This is a genomic window from Marinomonas sp. FW-1, assembly GCF_005222245.1.
Taxonomy (GTDB): Bacteria; Pseudomonadota; Gammaproteobacteria; order Pseudomonadales; family Marinomonadaceae; genus Marinomonas; species Marinomonas alcarazii.
On sequence record NZ_CP025987.1, the window covers coordinates 3,791,454 to 3,813,653 of the forward strand.

At 45.2% G+C, this 22,200-nt stretch carries 19 protein-coding genes and 1 riboswitch; of the genes, 14 read left to right on the forward strand and 5 right to left on the reverse strand.

Annotation, left to right across the window (positions count from 1 at the left end):
- The first annotated feature begins 14 nt into the window (after positions 1-14).
- The 3 genes from C1X04_RS17610 to C1X04_RS17620 all read left to right on the forward strand — a co-directional run bounded on the left by C1X04_RS17610 (position 15) and on the right by C1X04_RS17620 (position 3,587).
- On the forward strand, positions 15-1,520 hold the full coding sequence (locus C1X04_RS17610) for a TolC family outer membrane protein (protein WP_137170590.1): 1,506 nt from the start codon (positions 15-17) through the stop codon (positions 1,518-1,520).
- A gap of 252 nt (positions 1,521-1,772) precedes the next feature.
- A complete protein-coding gene (gene gshB / locus C1X04_RS17615; protein WP_137170591.1) occupies positions 1,773-2,720 on the forward strand; it encodes a glutathione synthase in 948 nt (315 codons plus the stop codon).
- 6 nt (positions 2,721-2,726) lie between these two features.
- A complete protein-coding gene (locus tag C1X04_RS17620; protein ID WP_110577035.1) occupies positions 2,727-3,587 on the forward strand; it encodes an energy transducer TonB in 861 nt (286 codons plus the stop codon).
- 82 nt (positions 3,588-3,669) lie between these two features.
- On the opposite strand, the gene rpoH is transcribed toward C1X04_RS17620, so the two are convergent.
- The 4 genes from rpoH to ftsY form a co-directional block, all read right to left on the reverse strand.
- Positions 3,670-4,536, reverse strand: a complete 867-nt coding sequence (gene rpoH, locus C1X04_RS17625; protein ID WP_110577036.1) for an RNA polymerase sigma factor RpoH — start codon at positions 4,534-4,536, stop codon at positions 3,670-3,672.
- A 129-nt stretch (positions 4,537-4,665) separates the two neighbouring features.
- Positions 4,666-5,673, reverse strand: a complete 1,008-nt coding sequence (gene ftsX / locus C1X04_RS17630) for a permease-like cell division protein FtsX (protein WP_110577037.1) — start codon at positions 5,671-5,673, stop codon at positions 4,666-4,668.
- Positions 5,674-6,345: a cell division ATP-binding protein FtsE gene (gene ftsE, locus C1X04_RS17635; RefSeq protein WP_110577038.1), complete on the reverse strand. Its 672-nt coding sequence runs from the start codon at positions 6,343-6,345 to the stop codon at positions 5,674-5,676.
- 40 nt (positions 6,346-6,385) lie between these two features.
- A complete protein-coding gene (gene ftsY / locus C1X04_RS17640) occupies positions 6,386-7,606 on the reverse strand; it encodes a signal recognition particle-docking protein FtsY (RefSeq protein ID WP_110577039.1) in 1,221 nt (406 codons plus the stop codon).
- A gap of 161 nt (positions 7,607-7,767) precedes the next feature.
- On the opposite strand from ftsY, the gene C1X04_RS17645 reads away from it, so the two are divergent.
- From C1X04_RS17645 to C1X04_RS17695, 11 genes are all read left to right on the forward strand, one after another.
- On the forward strand, positions 7,768-9,087 hold the full coding sequence (locus C1X04_RS17645; RefSeq protein ID WP_137170592.1) for an insulinase family protein: 1,320 nt from the start codon (positions 7,768-7,770) through the stop codon (positions 9,085-9,087).
- Positions 9,084-9,683 carry a 16S rRNA (guanine(966)-N(2))-methyltransferase RsmD gene (gene rsmD / locus C1X04_RS17650; protein WP_110577041.1) on the forward strand — a complete coding sequence of 200 codons (600 nt, stop codon included), beginning with the start codon at positions 9,084-9,086 and terminating at the stop codon, positions 9,681-9,683. Before C1X04_RS17645 ends, rsmD begins: the two co-directional genes overlap by 4 nt.
- A 229-nt stretch (positions 9,684-9,912) precedes the next feature.
- Positions 9,913-11,799 carry a methyl-accepting chemotaxis protein gene (locus tag C1X04_RS17655; RefSeq protein WP_110577042.1) on the forward strand — a complete coding sequence of 629 codons (1,887 nt, stop codon included), beginning with the start codon at positions 9,913-9,915 and terminating at the stop codon, positions 11,797-11,799.
- A gap of 201 nt (positions 11,800-12,000) precedes the next feature.
- Entirely contained in the window at positions 12,001-13,158 is a 1,158-nt protein-coding gene (locus C1X04_RS17660; protein WP_110577043.1) for a homoserine O-acetyltransferase, read from the forward strand.
- Positions 13,158-13,748 (forward strand): methionine biosynthesis protein MetW, encoded by a 591-nt coding sequence (metW, locus tag C1X04_RS17665; protein ID WP_110577044.1) that lies wholly within the window; start codon positions 13,158-13,160, stop codon positions 13,746-13,748. Before C1X04_RS17660 ends, metW begins: the two co-directional genes overlap by 1 nt.
- A gap of 86 nt (positions 13,749-13,834) precedes the next feature.
- Complete coding sequence (rdgB, locus tag C1X04_RS17670; protein WP_137170593.1) at positions 13,835-14,458, forward strand: RdgB/HAM1 family non-canonical purine NTP pyrophosphatase; 624 nt, start codon at positions 13,835-13,837, stop codon at positions 14,456-14,458.
- The gene (gene hemW / locus C1X04_RS17675; protein WP_137170594.1) at positions 14,455-15,624 is read left to right on the forward strand and encodes a radical SAM family heme chaperone HemW; all 1,170 of its coding nucleotides are present in this window, start codon (positions 14,455-14,457) and stop codon (positions 15,622-15,624) included. Before rdgB ends, hemW begins: the two co-directional genes overlap by 4 nt.
- Positions 15,625-16,038: 414 nt before the next feature.
- Positions 16,039-17,622 (forward strand): BCCT family transporter, encoded by a 1,584-nt coding sequence (locus tag C1X04_RS17680; protein WP_110577047.1) that lies wholly within the window; start codon positions 16,039-16,041, stop codon positions 17,620-17,622.
- 69 nt (positions 17,623-17,691) lie between these two features.
- A riboswitch (yybP-ykoY riboswitch) is annotated at positions 17,692-17,888 on the forward strand.
- A gap of 7 nt (positions 17,889-17,895) precedes the next feature.
- Positions 17,896-18,462, forward strand: a complete 567-nt coding sequence (locus tag C1X04_RS17685; protein ID WP_110577048.1) for a TMEM165/GDT1 family protein — start codon at positions 17,896-17,898, stop codon at positions 18,460-18,462.
- A 26-nt stretch (positions 18,463-18,488) separates the two neighbouring features.
- Positions 18,489-20,345 (forward strand): DUF294 nucleotidyltransferase-like domain-containing protein, encoded by a 1,857-nt coding sequence (locus C1X04_RS17690; RefSeq protein ID WP_137170595.1) that lies wholly within the window; start codon positions 18,489-18,491, stop codon positions 20,343-20,345.
- A complete protein-coding gene (locus C1X04_RS17695) occupies positions 20,346-21,062 on the forward strand; it encodes a 3'-5' exonuclease (RefSeq protein WP_110577050.1) in 717 nt (238 codons plus the stop codon).
- Here the strand turns inward: C1X04_RS17695 and C1X04_RS17700 are convergent.
- Complete coding sequence (locus C1X04_RS17700; protein WP_137170596.1) at positions 21,045-22,136, reverse strand: LacI family DNA-binding transcriptional regulator; 1,092 nt, start codon at positions 22,134-22,136, stop codon at positions 21,045-21,047. The genes C1X04_RS17695 and C1X04_RS17700 overlap by 18 nt on opposite strands.
- Positions 22,137-22,200: the final 64 nt, after the last annotated feature.

The following is a 22,200-nucleotide window of genomic DNA, read 5'->3' on the forward strand; positions in this document are numbered from 1 at the left end:
GGATAGGGAATCACATGTTTTACCGAATAGTGTTAACTTGCACGGTCTATATTGGCGCCGCTTTTGTACCTGCAATATCGCACGCTATCTCTCTTGAAGAAGCTACTTATACCGCAATAGAAAACAGCCCAACAGTACGACAAGCTATTGCAAAATACCGAGAAACCAAAGAGAGCGCAGATATTGCGCGACGTTCAGGTTACTACCCTAGCATCGACCTTTCTGCGGGAATAGGCCAAGAAACCACCTACGCTGACGACAACCCAGGTTCCGCAGACGTTGACCTTGCTCGTCGAGAGCTCACTTTATCTCTGAATCAACCTATTTTTAATGGTTTCTCTACGGTCAATGAGGTAGAACGTTTACAAAGTGAAGCAGAGGCTGATCGCTGGAGCGCTCTCATTTCCGTCGAAAATACCGCTCTTGAAGTCGCTCAAGTTTACGCCAATATTTTGCGCTACCGCGAGCTGGTAAACTTAGCAAAACTGAACCTGGAGACTCACCAACGCATTTATGGCCAAATAAAGCTTAAAAGCGATTCAGGCATAGGTAGGCAATCCGACCTCAGTCAAATTACCGCACGATTATCCAAGGCTCACGCAAACTATCTTGCTGCTGTGAATAACTTAAGAGACGCAGAAAGCAACTACAACAATATTGTTGGCGAAATGCCACCAAAAGAGCTGATTTATCCAATTCCAGATAACGACTTACTTCCAAAAGATCTCGACTCTGCGCTTAACGCTGCGTTAAAACAAAACCCAGCAATTGAAGGCGCTAAATGGGACGTTGCAGCCACTGAGAGCGCACAAAAGATTACCGATGCTGGCAAATACCCAACGGTTAATTTTGTTTTAGAGCGCACTTGGAATAACAATATTGATGGAACCGAAGGGCCAAGCGAAGATCTACTCGCAATGGTGCGCTTAAATTACAACCTCTACAGTGGCAACACACAAAAACGCCAAGCAGAGGTAGCGTCTCAGCAAAATATACAAGCCACTGAAATTCGACGTAATACAATTAGAGATACTGAATTAACAGTCCGTTTGGCATGGGCCGCCTTTGAAGCAACATCAGGTCAAAAAGAGCATATTCGTCAATACGTTATTGCCACGAAAGAATCTCAGATTGCCTATGAAAAACAATTTCGTTTAGGTCGACGTACATTGCTCGATGTACTGGACAGTGAAAATGAATTGTTCCAGGCACGTCAGGATTACGTGAATGCGGACTACGATCAGCTTTTTTCTGAATTCAGACTATTTAATGCAAAAGGCGAGTTAATGCGCGCGTTCCGTATTTATCGTCCGCAAGTACTTGGGTTCAATGACCAATTTGAGCCTGCCAAAGCGCCAACGGATATTCCCGCTACGGCCACTGAAGAATTGCAAGCAGCAGAAAGTACAATAACAGAAAAAGAATCTGCCAGCCCTCAAGCCAAGCCATCCGCTAGCAAAGCAGAAACACCAGCAGAGAATGAACTGTTTCTTGATGCAGGCGAAAGCGGCAGCTGGTAAGCAATCAACACAGAGTCTTTGAGTACCCATAGCCCCCAAAGACTCTGTCATCTTATGGCTTCAAGCGCCGACAGGATGACCAATTCTTATCTCTACGGCTCGCATTCAGTTCAATTTTTTATTTCTCAAATCAACTATATGAAAATCATGGGTGTTTTTTCTTCTCAGCGTCCCCATATTTCTATAGCATCAACATCTATTAATCGTTTTATTAAAGCGCTAAAACGTCGCTTTCGCTTTAGGAATCACCCTATGACTATTAAGCTCGGCATCGTTATGGATCCAATTGCATCCATTAACTACAAAAAAGACACTTCACTCGCCATGCTCTGGGCCGCCGCAGAAAAAGGTTGGCAACTTATCTACATGGAGCAAAAGGACTTATTCCTAGACAATGGCAAAGCCTACGCCATGACTCGTCCGCTCAATGTATACAAAGACCCAGAGCATTTTTATGACCTAGGTGACGAGAGCAAAATGGCTCTTGGCGAACTGGACGTGATCTTGATGCGTAAAGACCCACCGTTTGATGGTGAATTTGTCTACAGTACGATGATCTTAGAACAAGCAGAACGCGATGGTGCCATGGTTGTAAATGACCCAAAAAGCCTACGCGACTGTAATGAAAAACTCTTCGCAACCCAATTCCCACAATGCTGCCCAGCCGTACTTGTGACACGTCGCGCCGATTTATTGAAAAACTTTCACAAAGAACATGGCGACGTTATTTTCAAACCTTTAGATGGTATGGGTGGCACGTCTATCTTCCGCCTAAAACCGGACGATTCCAACGTCAGCGTTATTATTGAAACATTAACAAACATGGGCACAGAGCAGATCATGGCGCAGAAATTCATTCCTGAAATCAAACAGGGTGATAAGCGCATTTTAGTAGTTGATGGTGTACCAGTGCCGTACGCCCTAGCCCGTATTCCTGCTTCTGGTGAAACTCGTGGTAACTTAGCCGCAGGAGGCCGTGGTGAAGGTCGCCCTCTCAGCGACAGAGATCGTTGGATTTGTGAACAAGTGATTCCTTCTTTGAAAGAAAAGAATTTAATGTTTGTTGGCTTAGATGTGATCGGTGATTATCTCACTGAAATCAATGTCACCAGCCCAACGTGCGTACGTGAATTAGACACTCAATTCGATCTCAATATCGCCATGATGTTAATTGAAGCCATCGAGAAACGTCTTTCGTAATAGCCGATGCGAGTAATTGATAAATTTTCTATCGCGCTTTTCATCGCCATTAGCCTGCATGTGCTAATGGTGATGATTATTGGCTTCGATTTCGAACTCCCTTCCCCAAAACCCAAAACGCTCGAAGTGACACTTGTTCAACACACGACAAAAGCACCTACCGAAGCGGATTTCATCGCCCAAGCCAATCAAGAGGCAAGCGGGACAGAGCTACGAAAACAGAAGCTGACAACGACAGAGAATGCACAGTTTTTATCCGATACGATCCAAGAAATCTCTCCCCCAGTACAGCCCCAACTCGCTTCTCAGCAACCTATAGATGAACCAAGCTTGTTGGCAACACAAAACCAAGAAGCCGTTTTTGAAATCATTAACGAGCCAGATGAAGCCACTAAAACACTTGAAGAGCAGTTCCGTGGCGAAACTCAAATCCCCAGCCACCTTTCGAACGACATCGCCACGCTAGAAGCCCTGCTCGATCAACAACGACAATCCTATGCAAAGCGCCCGAGAATTCGACGACTGACTTCCGTCTCAGCAAAATCAGCCATTGATGCGCAATATTTGGATGACTGGCGTCGTAAAATTGAGCGTATAGGGAATATACATTACCCAGAAGAAGCAAAACGAAATCACTTATATGGCGAACTACGCCTTGCCGTGATCATCCAGCCTTCAGGGTATGTCGATGATATAGAAGTATTACAGTCTTCTGGGATTAGAGTGTTAGACGACGCAGCCATGCGTATTGTGCGCCTTGCCGAGCCTTTTCAGGCCTTTCCAAGCGAATTAAAGAAAGAAGTGGATAAGCTGGAAATAATCCGTACTTGGCGATTTGTGCCAGGCAACCAACTACAAAGCCGGTAAACAACAATCTGGCAATGAACATGCTAGACACAAAAAAGCCCTCGGCTAGAGGGCTTTTTTTCTCGCTGGCTAAAGATAGCAATCAATCAAATTGACCATCACCCATAGCAAGACGTATTTTCTTCATCGCGTTCTTTTCGAGCTGTCGAATACGTTCTGCTGACACACCGTACTCATCTGCTAGCTCATGCAATGTTGATTTCGCATCCGATAACCAACGCTGCACCAAAATATTTCGGCTACGCTCGTCAAGATCTGACATGGCCACTTCCAAACGCTGGTTAGAGTCTTCTTCCCAGTTGCCGTTTTCAAGCAAGGTGGCAGGGTCATATCGATGATCTTCTAAATATTGAGAAGGCGATTGGAAAGCACTGTCATCATCGTCATCCGCAGAAGCATCAAATGCCATATCAGACGCGCTTAAACGCCCTTCCATTTGACGAACCACTTCTGGCGTAACACCAAGATCACTCGCCACGGACTCGACTTCAGAGTTACTGAACCAAGACAATGACTTTTTCGCGCTGCGCAGATTAAAGAACATCTTACGTTGTGCTTTCGTTGTCGCAACTTTCACAATACGCCAGTTCTTCAGAATAAATTCATGAATCTCAGCTTTGATCCAGTGCACAGCAAAAGACACAAGACGCACACCCACTTCAGGATTGAAGCGTTTTACTGCTTTCATCAGTCCAACGTTGCCTTCTTGAATAAGGTCGCCTTGGGCTAAACCGTATCCAGAGTAACTTTTTGCAATATGTACAACAAATCTCAAATGCGACATTACTAACGTACGTGCTGCCTCAAGATCCTCTTTATAATATAGACGCTCGGCTAACGCTTTTTCTTCGTCTGCCGTCAGAATCGGAATTCGTCCGACTGCCTGCATATAAGACTCAAGGTTTTGGCCAGGAATCATCATGTCTGTAGGTTGGAGAGCTTTACCCATCTCTGTTTCCACCTTCTAGTTGTTCATACTGTGTACGACAAAATACTAACAAGTAAATTCTGCCTGTGTGTGACATAAATGTGAATAAACCATGGCTATTATCTTTATACTGATTATAGCCCTTTATCGTCACTGCAGTTCAATATTCGCAATATGTCGGTTAACAGCAATCCATGCACCGGACACCCCAACAAATGCGCTGATAGTTAAACATAAAACAATCTCATCTGCATTAAAAGACTGAAGCTCAAAACCACTTTGATAAAGGTCTATCAATCGTTCTGCAGGTGCACTCACCCACCAGCTAAGCAAGAGAATACATAGGCTTGCGAAAAAACCACCCAACACACCGAACCAAAACCCCATATATAAAAAGGGTCTGCGAATATAAGCGTCCGTTGCGCCCACCAATTTCATTACCAACACTTCGTCTCGGCGACTTTCTACCGCCATACGAATGGTATTTCCCACAATCAGCAATACGGCAACCACCAACAATACCGACAAAGCATACACAAATCGTTGCCCAAAACTCAGTATATTCGCAAGACGCTGTAACCATTGTGCATCTAATTCGGCATGATCCACTTCTTTTTCGGCAGCCAATGTATCGCGTAATGCTTGCAAGCTCGATAAAGTCGTAATGTCTACCGCTTGCTTAGGAATCACCCGCAACACGATAGGCAGAGGGTTCTCAGGCAGAGCAGACATAATCTGCTCATAACCACTGGATTGCTCGAAATACCTTAACCCTTCTTCCTTAGAAATATATTCCACCGATGCAATGTCATCTTGTGCGGATAATCGGTGAGACAGAGCCAAGGCTTGTGTGTCTTCCATGTTAGGGAAAAGGTACAGAGTAATAACAGACTGCTGTTCCCATTGATCCGTTACCGACTGTACGTTTTTCAACAATACATACAATCCGCCAGGCAAAGACAACGCAATGGCGATTACCATCACCGTCATAACGCTCGCCAAAGGGTAACTCACCAAACGCATAAAGCTTTCAGCCAATGTAGCTTGATGCTGACGCAAGTACTGCTTGGGGCTAAAAGTCGTCCGTGTCGGCCAATTATGCTTCGTCGCTTTAATAGACTCTCGAGTGGCGCCCCTCTGATTCGGCTTTTGTGCCATTTAGCCAAACCCTCCGTCGTTAACCATTCGACCTTGATTTAGGGTCAAGACACGATGTCGCATGCGCGCCACCAAGGCAAGATCGTGACTGGCAACCAGGACAGTCACACCAACCCGATTAAATTCTTGGAAAAGGTTCATAATTTCAGCTGACAACTTAGGATCTAAGTTACCCGTTGGCTCATCCGCTAACAGTAACTGAGGTTTGTTCACTACTGCTCTGGCAATACCAACGCGCTGCTGTTCACCACCAGACAATGCCATCGGGTTATATTTTTCTTTGTCTAATAAGCCGACTTTATCTAGCGCCGCTCTAACACGTTTGGCAATTTGCGCCGGATCCGCGCCACTCACTTGCAGAGGTAAGGCAACGTTATGAAATACGCTTCGGTCTAATAACAGCTGATGATTCTGGAAAACCACACCAACACGACGCCTATGATGGGGCACGGCACGTCGGCTTAATGTGCGCAGATCAACCCCGTCAACCAAAATTTGGCCCGAGGTCTGACGTTCTATCATCATCATGAGTTTCATCAAGGTACTTTTGCCTGCACCTGAATGCCCAGTAAGGAATGCCATTTCACCTTGTCGCAAATGAAAGCTCACCTGCGATAATGCTTCTTGACCACTCTCGTACTTCTTACCAACCCGCTGAAATTCAATTTCCACGTTTATCCGCTATCCTTTCGTAAAAAGGTTTAATGTATTTCTACTCACCATCGAATAAGGCATCAATAAATTCTTGCGCCACAAAAGGGCGTAAGTCATCAGCTTGCTCCCCTACACCAATGTAGCGTATTGGCAAAGCAAACTGTTTCGATATCGCAAAAATAATACCGCCTTTTGCGGTGCCGTCTAGCTTAGTTAACGTAATGCCGCTTACACCAACCGCTTCCGAAAACAACTTCGCCTGACTAATTGCGTTTTGACCAGTACCGGCATCTAGCACAAGCATCACTTCATGAGGCGCGTGCACATCCAGTTTTTTCATTACGCGAACGACTTTTGACAGCTCATTCATCAGATTCGCTTTATTTTGCAAACGCCCTGCTGTATCGGCAATAACAACATCAATGCCTTTGGCTTTGGCAGATTCGATAGCATCATAAATGACTGAGGCTGAATCCGCGCCAGTATGTTGCGCCACAACAGGTACATTATTGCGCTCGCCCCACACTTGCAACTGCTCAACGGCGGCAGCACGAAAAGTATCGCCCGCTGCCAACATAACACTTTTGCCTTCTGCCTGATATTTTTTCGCCAGCTTACCAATGGTCGTCGTTTTTCCTACGCCATTTACACCAACCATTAAGATCACAAAAGGACCATCTTGATTTACTGGCTCTAGCTCTTTTTCAGAGACAGAAAGAATTCCCTGCATATCCGCTTTCAATTGGCTCAACAGGGCTTCAGGGTCTTTTAATTCTTTGCGATTCAGCTTTTCCGTTAAACCAGTCATTAAGGCTTGTGTTGCATCAATCCCCACATCTGCCATTAATAACTGAGTTTCTAATTCTTCCAGTACATCTGCGTCGACTTTCTTGTGCCCACGAACAACCGAAGACAAACCATTCCCTAAGCCGCTTCGCGTGCGAGACAAGCCAGACTTGATACGCTGAGACCAAGATAATGCCGGCGCTTGTTCTTCAACTGGCAAGCTTTCCGTTGCGTCAGTATGACTGACTTCTTCTATTACCGTGGAATCTGTATCAACAGTTTCCGGTGTATCTGAATTGCCATCTGCCGCTTTAGAAGCATCTATATCCTTTTTCTTAGCTGCTTTAATATCTGCATTCATTTTATTCACAAAACGGCGGCGAATAATAAAGGCTATAATGGCTAAAAGTGTTCCAATCGCAATCGGAACATAACGCGCATATTCACCAAAATACGGTGTGAAAAAAACAATGATTTGATTAACAACTTCCATTAAATCGGTCTCTTTATTTTGACTGATGCAGTGCACATCAGTGAAATGCTATGATTGGACATTGTGCCACGCAGATAAGCACTAAAACGACTATTTTAACATCATTTTAGTGTGCAAACAGGCCTAGTTTCACACTAACACATACCGTTTCAAGGTTAATTATGTCAGACAGTAACAAACCTCTCTTTAGTCGACCTGTTTTAGCGGCCATTATGCTGTTCTGTACCCTGGCAATTTGGTTGCTTAATTTAACCGCGAGTAATAGCACCACACTTCCAACCCCTAAAGTAGAAGCTTGGTCGACCACATCGGGCATCCCTGTAGTGTGGCTCAAACAAGAAGCGTGGGAAAACAGCAACAAAGTTGAGCTGCGCTTTGTTTTTCGTTCTGTCACGACCAATACCGCACTTATAGAAACGACCTTGGCGATGTTGATGAGCGACTCTCTTCCATTGAGTACCGCCTCTATCAACCAAAGACTTGCACCATTGGCCGCCAGTGCAAACAGCTATTATGACCACGAAAATCAAGTCATTGGTCTAACCCTAAACAATGAAACCGATTATTTACTGCCCTCGCTATCTTTGATTACCAAATGGCTAAAAGATCCCGACTTCAAACGTCGTACTTTTGATAATTGGCAAACTCAACGTTCAAAGTCCCCAAACGCACAACACGTACTTGAAGACGCCTTATTCTTTGACAGCGCAGAAGAACAAGTCAGCAAAAACCTCATGCCGGCATCACTGGAGCACATTGTTGACTACTATCAGAGCCTTAAAAACGCAGTCGTTGCCATTTACGTGGTCGGCGATCTAACGCTTGAAGCGCAGCAAAGCCTTCAAACAGCACTGAACGCAATCAGCCAAGACTTCAAAATAGCCAAGGACCCAGCAGAGAAAATCCAACACGAGCCCATCAGTAGTACCATTCAGCAGAACCAAGGCGACCTTTGGCAAACTCGCAGTGCTATCGCTCTAAAACCCGTTGCCACAATAAAAGAATGGATTAGCTTACAGATTTGGGGGGCAGACTTGGTTTCCACTCTAAATAAGCAACAGCACATAGACTTTGTTCAGCTTGCCCTCACGCTTTCGCCAAAGAACCCTTGGGCATGGTGGAGTATTCAATACAGCAATAATCCGATTATCGCTCCAACAGCATCAAACGAAAAAATGGATCAATTGATCAACGCGAAAAGTCTCGTTTTTACTGAGCAAGTCCCCTCTGTTCAGGATGAAAAAACATTTCAGGCTTTACTGGATGCCTTTAAAACACAGCTAGAAACCCAAGCCTTATCGCCAACTTGGTGGAGCTATATCGCCACACAAATCGCCCATCTAGACGGCCCGCTTACTCTAGAGCAATTCGCTAATAACTACCAAGAAGCAGTGAATAGCTTTACCGCAGAAGATTATCAAACGGCTCTCTCTCAACTATTAACACCATCGTCTTATCAAGAGATTCAGGTTTACCAATGAAAAAAAAACCACTAAACAACGCTTCAAGTAAAAGCCAAGCAAAAGCCGCTAAACTTCGGATAATTGCTGGTGAATGGCGCTCCCGCCAGCTGCCAATCCCAAACATTGAAGGGTTACGTCCCACTCCAGACAGGGTCAGAGAAACCCTCTTCAACTGGATTAACCATGAAATTCCTGGCGCGGTTTGTGCTGATTTTTTTTGTGGATCAGGCGCCCTAGGATTAGAAGCCTTATCTCGGGGAGCAAAGCATCTGACCTTCGTCGATAACTCCCGAGTCGTCACCCAACAAATGACGCAGAACCTAGCCACATTAGGTGCTACCAATGCGACAGTGACGGCACAGAACACCGCAGTTTTTCTCGATACAGCCACGCCTCAGCCAATGGATATCGTATTTTTAGATCCACCATTTCGTAAAGGTTGGCTAGCACAAATCATCCCCTTGCTTGAAAAAGGCTGGCTTGCTGATCGCGCCTTGGTGTACATAGAAATGGAAAAAGAGGCCCTTTTACCAGAGTTGCCCAGCCACTGGTCGCTAATAAAAGAGAAAACCGCAGGACAGCTAGTTTACCGCTTGTTTAGTATTACCCAATAATCGACCTAATTATTAACAGCCCTGCTCAAAACAGGGCTTCTTTCGTTTCCTTCGCCCTACTTTCTGCACCAATTGAAAGCGTTATCTAAATAAAACCGACCATTTATTCGACCGCTCCCCCAAACGTGCTCATTTTTTAAACTTTTAGCACGATGATTGCATAGACCAATAACCCACATAGCCACTATGTGCATGTTATTCCAATAAACAGCCGAGCTGGAAGGTCATTATGTTGTTAAACCTATCCTTTAAAACGAAGTTATTAATACTGTTAATCACTGCAATTTTAGGACTCGTCATCGTCACTTTTGTGGCAATTGGCGGATTATCCTCTCAACAGGAAGCGAACAATAAACTAAGAAACCTATCCAAAATTCAAGCTTCCAATGACCACCTCAGCATTCAAATGCTGGACATAGCCGACCGCTTAAGATCCGTGTCGGTGGATACCGTTCAAGAATACCTTGCAACAACAAACCAACAAATCGAACAAAATACAAACACCATTACAGCCAGCATAGAGAAAGCCAATAGCCAAGACCTCAAGAAGGCACTAGAAGAAAACTTGGAACGCATCAATCTCTATAGCCGATCACTCATTGCTCTTATTAAAGAGCGAAGCATCATAGGCTTTGATTCGTCTTCTGGCTTACGTGGCGAAATTGACCGTATGGGCACAGAAATCAGTGATGACATTCAAAAGCTCAGTCTATTAAGACGCGAGTTCACCAACGTTCGAAAAGCGGAAGCCAGTTATTTATCGGACCCTACTGCAGAGAATTTAGAGGAATTCAATACCAGCTTTACTCGGTTCGACAACCGAATCGAGAATTTTGGCTTTCAAGAGACTCATGGCGTTAAAGCCAACGCCTATCGAGCCGCGCTTTTACAGTACGGCCAAGCCTATGTCGCTCTGAATGAAACAGAGAACACCTTCTCACAACAAAAAGACAACTTTACCAAAGTCCAGCTAGCGACCAACACACTGATTGAAACCAAATTAGTAGAAGCCGAAGAAGCGGCTCTGAAAAGCTCCTCTCAAGCAAACGCCACCTTATTGACGGTCAGTATTGCCATTATTCTAGTGGCGGCATTACTAATGATCGCCATAGGACGCAGTGTAAACACTACCCTACAAGGCATCATTGCCGACCTGAACAAGGTTAAAAAAGGGGATATGTCCTCAAAAGCAATCGTCAATACAAAGCGTAATGATGAATTTGACCAACTCAGCCAATCATTGAATCAGATGACGGGGGGCTTGAGCGATGTCCTCAAAGATGTGGTATCGACAACAGATAATGTCAGTGGCATGTCGACAGATTTAAATAACACCATAAGCAGCATTGCTGGCAGCAACCACTTGGTAAACCAACGTACCAACTCTTTAGCAACGGCCACGGACGATATATCAAACCGCTTAACGGAATTGTCGAACACCACCCACGCCCTAAAAGGTCACTCCAATGACACTTATCAATCGGCAAAATCTGGTGCAGATACCATCAAAATGGTACTAAACAGTATCAGCGATACGGTAGAAATCGTTAATACCACCAGCCAACAGCTCAACGAGCTAGGCCGATTATCCAAGGATATAGATAGCGTGATCGCTATGATCAATGACCTTGCCAGCCAAACCAACCTACTCGCATTAAACGCAGCCATTGAAGCCGCGCGAGCAGGGGAAGCCGGTCGAGGATTTTCTGTCGTAGCTGACGAAGTGCGAGCCTTGGCAGAGAAAACCGTCGACGCTACCTCAAAAATCACAGACATCGTTGGCACCATCCAGAACTCCACCCAAACAGCCATCACCACCATGGAAAGCGGACAAGACAATTTAAAAATCATTGGTGAAAATGGCAGCAAGGCAGAAGATGCCATGCGTGATATCGAAAGCAATGCGATGACAGGCTCCAAATCCACAGACTCAATGGCAAGCGCCATTCAAGATGTTGCCAGCACTGCGGTGCAAATGAGTTCAGAGATGGAACAAATCGCTCAACAGCTCAACCAAGATACGCATTCTATCGATGTCATGGCGGATAAAACCAAGCAGATTCAACAGCTCTGCGAGCAGCTGGCCAGCAAGACTCAAGTCTTCACCCTCCCTTAACCTACCAAACACACAACACAAGACGCTTCTATGTTCGCCATACAAGGCAATAGAAGCGTTTTTGTCTACGCCTGTTTTCCTCCTCTCGCCTCTTGATGACACTAGGCGCAGACGCTAGACTGTACGGCATCATTCATCGATGAACTTTCCCTCTCTTCTTAACGGGAATTCGAGCACTTTCATTAGGATACAAACAAACCTATGCCGGACGTCATTCCAGCCGACTCTATTGGTATTGTCACGCCACAGATTGCGCAATTCGACACGCCATTAACGCTTTCATGCGGACAAACACTGTCATCATATGAACTGGTCTATGAGACATATGGAACGCTAAATAAAGCCGCCTCTAATGCCATTTTGATTTGCCATGCATTGAGCGGCGATCATCACGCAGCGGGCTACCATAGCATGTCTGACAAAAAACCAGGCTGGTGGGACTCGGCGATTGGACCTGGCAAAGCCATTGATACCAATCACTTTTTTGTTATTGCTCTGAATAACTTAGGGGGGTGCTGTGGCTCAACAGGCCCAACCAGCATCAACCCAGAAACAGGCAAACGTTGGGAAGCCAGCTTTCCAATCGTTACTGTAGAAGATTGGGTCGAAAGCCAAGCGCGTTTAGCGGACTTGCTAGGTATCCAAACTTTTGCCGCCATCGTTGGTGGCAGCTTAGGGGGAATGCAGGTGCTTGAATGGAGCATTCGCTTCCCGACGCGTTTGCAGTCCGCAGTAATAGTGGCGTCAGCACCAAAGTTATCGACACAAAATATCGCCTTCAACGAAGTGGCACGTCAATCTATTCGCCGTGATCCTGATTTTTTTGATGGCAACTACCTAGAAAACAGCTCTGTACCAACCAATGGCCTTGGTTTGGCACGCATGCTTGGTCATATCACCTATTTATCGGACGACGCCATGGGCGCTAAATTTGGCCGTCAAATGCGCCATGACAGCTACCAATACAATTACGGCATCGAATTCGAAGTAGAAAGTTACTTGCGCTATCAAGGCGAAGCCTTTACCAAGCGCTTTGACGCCAACACCTACATGCTAATGACCAAAGCGTTAGATTACTTTGATCCGGCAGCGCAAACGAATGGCGACCTCGCGGCAGTACTGAGTCGAGCTCAATGTGAATTTTTATTGGTCTCCTTCACTACCGATTGGCGATTCTCTCCAGAGCGCAGTGAAGAAATCGTTAATGCACTCGTCAAAGCCGGTAAGCAGGTGTCATACGCCAAAATAGAAGCCGCAGAAGGTCACGATGCCTTTTTGTTCCCGATTCCACGCTACATGTCGGTACTCAATACCTTTCTAACCCGTGTTGCCAATCGCTTAACCACGGAGGTCAAATAATGCGTTCTGATTTAGAGATAATCGACGAATGGGTACAACCTAATATTCGTGTACTCGATTTAGCATGTGGCCCCGGTGAATTGCTCCATCACCTAATTAAAAATAAGCAGGTGAACGGCTATGGCTTGGAAATCGGCCATGACGATTTAAACACCTGTATCGAAAAAGGCATTCCAGTTTTAGAACAAAACATAGACGAAGGCTTACAAAATTTCGACGACCAAAGTTTTGACCTCGTTCTGATGACTCATGCCTTGCAACAGTTCCGCCGTCCAGATTTGTTGATCGATGAGATGCTGCGTATTGGTAAAGAATGCATTATTACCTTCCCTAACTTTGGCCATTGGCGCAGTCGTATGCATTTGGCGTTAAAAGGTCGCATGCCTGTCTCAGACTTTTTGCCATACAACTGGTATGACACACCAAACATTCACTTTTTTACCTTCCAAGATTTTGAACGTCTGTGTGAAGAAAAGAACATAAAAGTGCTACGTTGGGCTGCCGTAGATGGACAGCTAAAAGACCACTGGTGGATTCGCTCTATGCCGAATTTATTCAGCGAAACAGCGATCTTTCATATCAGTCGCTAAGCAGATAACCATTGAAGTCGAGCAACTAAGATGACATCAAGGCGGCGAACCAGCCGCCTTTGTTTTACGAAATCGAGGAAAAATCCGTGAACAAAACCATCGTACTCGCCAGCAACAACGCCGGTAAAATCAAAGAATTCAATGCGTTACTGGGTGACATGGGCATTGATGTAAAACCGCAAAACGAGTTTAACGTCGAAGAAGCTGAAGAAACGGGCCTAAGTTTTATCGAAAATGCGATTTTAAAAGCTCGTAATGCTTGCGCTCATACCGGCTTACCATCCTTAGCCGATGATTCTGGCATTGAAGTCGATTACCTTAATGGCGCTCCAGGCATTTACTCCGCCCGCTTTGCTGGTGAACATGGCAATAACGACGCTAACAATGCCCTGCTATTAGAAAAACTAGACGGCGTACCTGAGTTAGAACGTACTGCACGCTTTCATTGTGTTCTGGCTTATATGCGCCACAAAGACGACCCTACTCCGCTGGTATTCCACGGTGTTTGGGAAGGCCGTATTTTGACCTCGACGGAAGGCCAAGAAGGCTTTGGTTATGACCCTTTGTTTTATGTACCAGAATGCGGTTGCAGTGCCGCCAGCTTGCCAAAAGAAGTCAAAAACCAAATTAGCCATCGCGGCAAAGCATTAAAACAGCTTGTTAGCGCGTTCCAACAGCAATCAGCTGCGCAACAAGGTACGCCATTTTGAGCAACCTATTGCCACCGCTAAGTCTATACATACATTTACCTTGGTGTGTGCGTAAGTGCCCATATTGCGACTTCAACTCCCATCAAGCGGATCGCTTTGAAGCCAATGGCAAGCTGCCAGAAGACGCTTATTTAGCACAGCTGCTCGCTGATTTAGAAGCCGATTTACCTTATGTCGCAGGACGCCCCATTCAAACGGCGTTTATTGGCGGTGGCACGCCAAGCTTAATGAGTGAAGATTTCTATTATCGGCTCATGAATGCCCTACGTGAAAAACTGACTTGGGCAGACAATGCCGAAATCACCATGGAAGCCAACCCAGGTACATTTGAACAAGAGAAATTTCGTCATTTCCGCCAAGCGGGCATTAATCGCTTGTCCATTGGCATTCAAAGTTTTCAGCCAAACCTGTTGAAAACCCTAGGAAGAATCCACAACCGTGAAGAAGCAATACACGCTGTGGATAAGTCCAGAGCCGCTGGCTTCGACAATATTAATCTGGATTTGATGCACGGTTTACCCGATCAAAGCCTTGAAATGGCACTAGAAGACTTATCTCTTGCTATCGAGCTGAACCCGGAACACTTGTCTTGGTATCAACTCACTATCGAGCCAAATACTGAATTTTATCGCCGACCACCAACACTGCCTGAAGACAACACCTTATGGGGAATTCAAGACGCAGGACAAGAGCTGTTGACCAAACATGGTTACGCTCAGTACGAAGTGTCGGCTAATTCAAAAGAGAACCGTCGCGCGGCACACAACCTAAACTATTGGCGCTTTGGAGATTACATAGGGATTGGCGCAGGTGCTCACGGCAAGATCACATTAGTTAATGGTCAAATATTTCGTACACGAAAGACTCGCCACCCAAATCATTACTTAAATAACCTACCCGAAGCTTTAGTCATTAAAGAAGCCATAGAGCAAGAAGACCTTCCGCTTGAGTTCATGATGAACCGTCTGCGTTTGTTTGAAAGCTTTGATTTAAAGGATTACCAACGATTTACCTATCAAAGTGTCCCTGATTCTCTAATTCAGGCCTGTGGAGTCGCAATAAAACAAGGCTTATTAGACGCTGATGAATGGAACAAACAGCGTATAAAAACCACCGAAAAAGGCAAATTATTCCTCAACGAATTGCTTGAGCTATTCCTTCCTTAACCCGTCAAATTGTTTACTATAATTTGACATCTAAACATATTGATGTAACTCTTATCCGGTTACAAACAAAAAAGGCCATCTTTGATGGCTTTTTTGTTGTCTTTCAGAACTTTACAGTTGAGTTATGCTAGCTTAATAATCAGTCCTTGCTAGCAAAAAAAGGCTCAGCCAGACAAAGATTTAAACAAAAACTCAAATGATGCTGAAGCTGACGAAAACTGTCAAAACAGTTCCAAAAACGTCGCGATCAGAACAATTTGATGCAATAAATTCTCTTAATGTTGAGTAGCGGTATTGTGCAAAAAACATTCATGTGGGTTTTCGTTTAAATAACGTAACAAGAGTCTTTGAACACATAGCATGGCTATTAAGAAAAAAATCGGGAAAAGTTTTCACTAATTCGGGAGAAGATTTATGACTAACAAAGTACCTGACAATGGTCGGGCAGAATACAATACATCGTATAAAGTGGGGCAAGACAACGTTCAGTTCCTTGGCCTCGATGTATTGAACCCAGTATTTAGTACGAGCGCTGTAATCATCTTTGCATTTATCATCGGTAGTATCTTATTTCCTTCTGATGCAAGTGTCATTTTGTCTGGTGCAAAGAATTGGTCAATCAATAACTTTGATTGGTTCTTTATGGTTGCAGGTAATATTTTCGTTCTCTTTTGTTTGCTACTCATTCTTCTTCCTCTCGGTAAGATCCGCCTTGGCGGCACTGAAGCAAAAGCAGAACACTCCACCATCACTTGGTTCTCAATGCTGTTCGCAGCAGGTATGGGTATCGGTCTGATGTTTTGGAGTGTGGCTGAACCTGTTGCCTACTACACTGGTTGGTACGGTACGCCATTTGATGTTGCAGCCAATACACCGGAAGCAAGAGATTTAGCAATGGGCGCTACCATGTTCCATTGGGGTCTTCATCCATGGGCTATTTATGCTGTGGTTGGCTTGTCTTTGGCGTTCTTTGCGTACAACAAAGGTCTTCCTCTTACCATTCGTTCCGCTTTTTACCCACTATTCGGTGAAAAAGTTTGGGGCGCTATTGGTCACGTCATTGACGTCATTTCTGTTATTGCGACTATTTTTGGTTTGGCAACATCACTTGGCTTTGGCGCTATGCAAGCGACAAGTGGCTTGAACTTCTTGTTCGACATTCCAAATACCCTAACAACGCAAATCTTAGTGATTACTGGTGTAACCGCAGTAGCGATTATTTCGGTAGCCCGTGGTCTTGAAGGTGGTGTAAAACTACTGTCTAACGTGAACATGATTATTGCCGCTGTACTGGCCGTTTTCATCGTCATTGTAGGCAACACTGGCGCTATCTTTTCTGCCATGATTGCTTTCTTGTTTAGCTACGTTGAAAATATCATCCCATTAAGTAATTGGATTGGCCGTGAAGACACTACGTTCTACCATGGCTGGACTGTGTTCTACTGGGCTTGGTGGATTTCCTGGTCACCATTTGTCGGCATGTTTATCGCACGCGTTTCTCGTGGCCGTTCTGTTCGTGAATTCGTTATTGCTGTGCTATTAGTACCGACTGTTGTTTCTCTTGTGTGGATGTCCGTATTCGGTGGTTCTGCTCTAGATCAGTCTGCAAATGGCATTGGTGCATTAGCAAACGGTATCTCTGATTCTTCATTGGCTATGTTCCAAATGTTTGCTAGCTTGCCAATGACGTCTGTGATTTCCTTCATTGGTATCATTCTGGTATTGGTATTCTTCGTTACCTCTTCTGACTCAGGTTCTTTGGTTATCGATGGTATTACCGCTGGTGGTAAAACTGACGCACCAATGATCCAACGTGTTTTCTGGGCGATCCTAGAAGGTATCATTGCGATTGCATTGCTTGTTGGTGGTGGTTCTGAAGCACTTGGTGCAATTCAAGCCGCAGCAATCACCATTGGCCTACCATTTACCTTACTCATGTTGATCATGTGCGTAAGTCTATGGAAAGGTCTACACAGCGATATGCACTTGTATAAATAACTTATATTGCTAAGCAACGCGGACAGCAATGTCTGTCCGCGTTGTATTCTTAATATAAATGCTATATTCTCTGCGTCCTCTTAGGGGAGTAATCTTCTTTGTAGTGCAAACTGCAAAGATTCTTTGTCAACATAATTGAGCCTCAAGCTCATGGCAAAGAAGTCCTGACTCGATAATAAATCGTTGGGATTGATGAGACTTAAGACAATGACTTGGCTCAGGTGGGCACAGGTTCGTTGTCTTTTGTTTTATTGCCCACCTAGGACCTATCAAATGGAAGCACTACTCACATCGATCTCCACTGTCGCTCTCGCGGAAATGGGAGATAAAACCCAACTTCTCGCTCTATTCCTTGCTACGCGCTTCGCGTCTAAATCATCTATTGTTCTTGGTATTCTTGCCGCCACACTACTCAACCATGCGTTATCAGCTTGGATCGGTGTTGAAGTCGCACAATGGATTCCAGAAAGTGCCATTAGTTGGGTAGTTGGTCTAAGCTTTATAGCAGTGGGTCTATGGCTATTGATTCCAGACAAAGACGACAGCGATGATAATAGCATGCTGAAATACGGCGCATTTGGTGCCACTTTTGTATTGTTTTTCCTTGCGGAAATTGGTGATAAAACTCAAATTGCCACTGTTTTGCTAGGCGCAAACTACGGTAGTGTTTGGATGGTATTGATCGGTTCCACGATTGGCATGATGTTAGCCAATGTGCCTGTTGTCTTTGCTGGCAACTGGATCATGGATAGAATTAATGCAGATCGAACTCGTCAGCTTGCTTGTTTGTTGTTTCTTATCTTAGGCGTGGTCACCATTGCTTCGCCATTACTTCATTAAAAGGCTCTAATAAACAGGAATGTATTATGGACGTCGAATTAACAGAAATACTTGAAGCGCTTTGCCAACATGCTCCATTCAATGAGATTGCTGACGACCCGCAACTCAAGGACATGGCAAAAGAAATAGAGATCCAGTATGTTCGCGCTGGGGAAATGGTTATTGCTCAAAGTGCCTTAAACAACACCTTGTTCTTTATTCGCAGCGGTGCAATAGAAATTCTCAGCAAAGATAAAAAGTTAATTCGACGCATGAACGAAGGCGAGCTGTTTGGCTACGCCTCTATTTTGCGCGGCGGTAAATCCTCTCAGGCGATGCGAACCATAGAAGACAGCTTGCTGTATCGTATTCCAGCACGCTGGTTCCTAAAGCTGCACCAAGAAAATGATAATTTTTCTGACTTTTTTCAGCTGGCTAGAGAAGCAAGATTGCGTGCCGCCATGGATGCGCAAAACTCCGATGTCTCCTTAATGACGTGTCCTGTCGTCAGTTTATTAAGGCGCCCTCCGATCAGCACAAACATTGATTCAAATATTCGTGTCGCCGCTCAGATCATGGCAGAACACCGCGTTTCTAGCTTATTGATTACAGACGGCGATGAATTGATAGGCATCCTAACAGACCGAGACTTGCGCACCCGAGCGGTTGCTCAAGGTCTTGCTTACGATACGCCTGTTTCAGAAATTATGACTCGTGATCCAATCGTCATGGACAGCGGTGATTACGCATCAGAAGCCGTGTTAAAAATGATGGAACGCAACGTCCACCATATCCCGATCGTCAAAAACGGTCGCCCTATAGGCGTTGTCAGTACGGGTGACATCATTCAGAAAGAAAGCCACGGCAGTGTCTATCTGATCAGTGATATTTATAAACAAACCAGTATTGAAGGCTTAAAAAGCATCAGCCAAAAAATGACCCACACGTTCACACAGCTTGTGGTCGCTGATGCCAATACACAAATGATAGGCAATGCCATGTCGCATATTGGCACCGCCTTTGTGAAACGATTATTACAATTAGCCGAAGAAATATATGGGCCGCCACCGGTGCCTTATTGCTTTATTGCGCTTGGTTCACAAGCACGCGAAGAGCAAACCATCAAAACAGACCAAGACAATGCGCTTATTTTAAGCGACAAATACGATAAAAAGCTTCATGGGGAATACTTTGAAGCGCTAAGCGACTGGGTATGTCGGAACCTTGATGAATGTGGTTACACACTGTGTAGCGGCGATATCATGGCTTCAAACCCACGCTGGCGTCAGCCGCTAAAAGCGTGGAAAGAAAATTTCAGCGAATGGATACAAAAGCCGAAAGCCGAAGCCCTATTGCGCTTGTCGATTTTCTTCGATTTACGCGGTATCTACGGCGACAAAACCCTCGCCAAACAATTGAATCAACATATACGCCAACAGGCGCAACAACACTCTGGCTTCTTAACCTTTATGGCCAGAAACGCCAATCAGCGTAAACCACCTTTAGGTTTCTTTAGGCAATTTGTCTTAGACGGTGAAGGTAAACAATCGCGTACCTTCAACTTAAAAGAACGTGGCATTGCGCCAATCATCGACATTGTCCGAGTGCACGCTTTGGCCTGCGGTAGCGATAAACTCAATACCTTGGAACGAATAGAAGACATTGAAGCGGCAGGCTTATTGCCTGGCGGGCGCGCGAAAGACCTTGCTTTGGCATTAGAAATGATCGGCATGGTACGAATTCGCAACCAAAAAGAACAGATTGAAGCAGGTGAAGAACCAAACAACCACGTCAACCCAGAGCATTTATCTTCTTTTGAAAAGCGTCATTTACGCGATGCGTTTCATATCGTCTCTCGCCAACAGGAGTTTATAAAGTTCCGATATGCAGGGAAGCGTAGTTAAATGTCAAAGCACCTATTGAAAAAGAAGAGCACAGAAGAGATCCAAGACTGGCAAGCCATGTTTGCACAGTGGGCCGAGGAAGCACCAGAAGGCCCATTAAAGCGCTATTACCAAGCAGGCATGATTGCGCCCAACACCGCGCTTAAAGACACACCTTTGTTAGCGTTGGACTTAGAAACAACTGGCCTTGACCCACAACATGATGAAATTATCAGTCTTGGTTTGATTCCACTTAGCAGCAAAATCATTCGCTGCCAAGGGGCGAAATACTGGATGGCAAAGCCAGAGCATTCGTTAAACGCTGAATCGGTAACGATTCATGAAATAACCCATGCAGAGCTGGCTGGAGCCCCCTCTTTGAATGCGATCTTAGACGAGATCCTGATCGCGTTAACCAGTCAAGTAGTGGTTGTCCATTGCGTTGCTATCGAACGACAATTTTTGCTCGAAGCGTCAATGAAAGCCTACGGTTATCCATTGTACTTCCCTGTGCTTGATACCATGGACATTGAACGCCAGGCGACCTTCAAACCTTGGTGGCAACGCTTTGGCAGACGGCCGTCATTGCGCTTAGACGCATGCCGCCAACGTTATAAATTGCCTCGTTACAAAGCACATCATGCACTCACTGATGCCCTGTCATCGGCGGAACTGCTGCAAGCACAGATTTCCTATCACATGGATCCAGAAGCGGACATCTCAAACTATTGGATGTAAGCCTCTCGCAGGCTCAGTTATCGAGGGACAGCTCTCACGAACCACCAGTTCGGTTTCTAGCACCACGTCCCTCGCTTCTCTAAGCCCTAGGAACACTTCCGCTGCCACACGGCCTTTTTCCACGGTGTGCTGATGTATCGTGGTGATTGAAGGGTGAATATTGGCGCTTTCCGCGATGCCATCAAAGCCCACGACCTGCAAATCTTCCGGCACTCGTAAGCCTAAGTGTAAAGCAGCTTGCACCGCAGCAATGGCAATACAATCACTCATGCACAATAACAACTGTGGGCGCTGAGCCATGGTCAATGCTTCACGGGCGGCTTGATACGCTTGTTTATGGTTATTCTCAGGGATATTCCAAATATGCTCAGAAGGCACTGATAGTTCATGCTCTTCCAATGCTTCGAAGTAACCATGTAAGCGTTGAATAGAAATCGACGCCGCGCGGTCAAATAACTCATCTTCACGTATCCGACAGACACGATCCGTATCCAGCAAACTTAAGCCTAGAATGGCCACCGACTCAGGTTTATGCTGCAACGCATGATTCGCCACTCGGTAAGCACCGCTGTGATTTTCAATGTTGACCGACGTGGTACCCGGAATAAAACTGTCCACCGTAATAATGTTTTTATTCGGCATTAGCCAAGGCGCGTTGATGCACTGTTGAGGTTTATGGCCGTAAACGATAAAGCCATCCACCATAGACGATTGCATACGACTTTGTGCGTCTTGTTCTACATGGTCAGACGACAGCAGTAACATGTTGTACTCATTGGCCTCAAAGACTTCCGCCATGCCTTTCAAAAACTGATTCGCAACCGGATCGGTGAGGCTATAACTCAAATCGTCTGAAAGCACGATACCAACAATTCCGGTTCGCCCCGTTCGCAAGCTCCGAGCCGCAGCGTTAGGGCCAAAGTAACCCATTTTCTCACATTCGCTAAGAATGTTTTCACGCAAGTGGGCCGATAATTGATCTGGGCGATTAAATGCGTTTGAAATGGTTGCCGTAGACACATTCAAGCGCTCTGCGACATCTTTTAAAGTCAGCTTTTTTATATTTTTTGTCATGCTCACTGTCCATAATTACCAAAAAACAACGACAAACAAGCCGATTTAGGTCTCCCAAAATCGG

What these genes read in the sequence shown, in the direction of transcription:
- C1X04_RS17610 (WP_137170590.1), top strand. Translation starts at nt 15, where the DNA reads ATGTTTTACCGAATAGTGTTAACTTGCACGGTCTATATTGGCGCCGCT.
- rsmD (WP_110577041.1), top strand. Translation starts at nt 9,084, where the DNA reads ATGAAAAAAAAACCACTAAACAACGCTTCAAGTAAAAGCCAAGCAAAA.
- rpoH (WP_110577036.1), bottom strand. Translation starts at nt 4,536, where the DNA reads ATGGGTAAAGCTCTCCAACCTACAGACATGATGATTCCTGGCCAAAAC.
- gshB (WP_137170591.1), top strand. Translation starts at nt 1,773, where the DNA reads ATGACTATTAAGCTCGGCATCGTTATGGATCCAATTGCATCCATTAAC.
- C1X04_RS17620 (WP_110577035.1), top strand. Translation starts at nt 2,727, where the DNA reads ATGCGAGTAATTGATAAATTTTCTATCGCGCTTTTCATCGCCATTAGC.
- C1X04_RS17690 (WP_137170595.1), top strand. Translation starts at nt 18,489, where the DNA reads ATGGACGTCGAATTAACAGAAATACTTGAAGCGCTTTGCCAACATGCT.
- C1X04_RS17680 (WP_110577047.1), top strand. Translation starts at nt 16,039, where the DNA reads ATGACTAACAAAGTACCTGACAATGGTCGGGCAGAATACAATACATCG.
- C1X04_RS17655 (WP_110577042.1), top strand. Translation starts at nt 9,913, where the DNA reads ATGTTGTTAAACCTATCCTTTAAAACGAAGTTATTAATACTGTTAATC.
- C1X04_RS17685 (WP_110577048.1), top strand. Translation starts at nt 17,896, where the DNA reads ATGGAAGCACTACTCACATCGATCTCCACTGTCGCTCTCGCGGAAATG.
- ftsX (WP_110577037.1), bottom strand. Translation starts at nt 5,673, where the DNA reads ATGGCACAAAAGCCGAATCAGAGGGGCGCCACTCGAGAGTCTATTAAA.
- ftsY (WP_110577039.1), bottom strand. Translation starts at nt 7,606, where the DNA reads ATGGAAGTTGTTAATCAAATCATTGTTTTTTTCACACCGTATTTTGGT.
- C1X04_RS17695 (WP_110577050.1), top strand. Translation starts at nt 20,346, where the DNA reads ATGTCAAAGCACCTATTGAAAAAGAAGAGCACAGAAGAGATCCAAGAC.
- C1X04_RS17700 (WP_137170596.1), bottom strand. Translation starts at nt 22,136, where the DNA reads ATGACAAAAAATATAAAAAAGCTGACTTTAAAAGATGTCGCAGAGCGC.
- C1X04_RS17645 (WP_137170592.1), top strand. Translation starts at nt 7,768, where the DNA reads ATGTCAGACAGTAACAAACCTCTCTTTAGTCGACCTGTTTTAGCGGCC.
- C1X04_RS17660 (WP_110577043.1), top strand. Translation starts at nt 12,001, where the DNA reads ATGCCGGACGTCATTCCAGCCGACTCTATTGGTATTGTCACGCCACAG.
- metW (WP_110577044.1), top strand. Translation starts at nt 13,158, where the DNA reads ATGCGTTCTGATTTAGAGATAATCGACGAATGGGTACAACCTAATATT.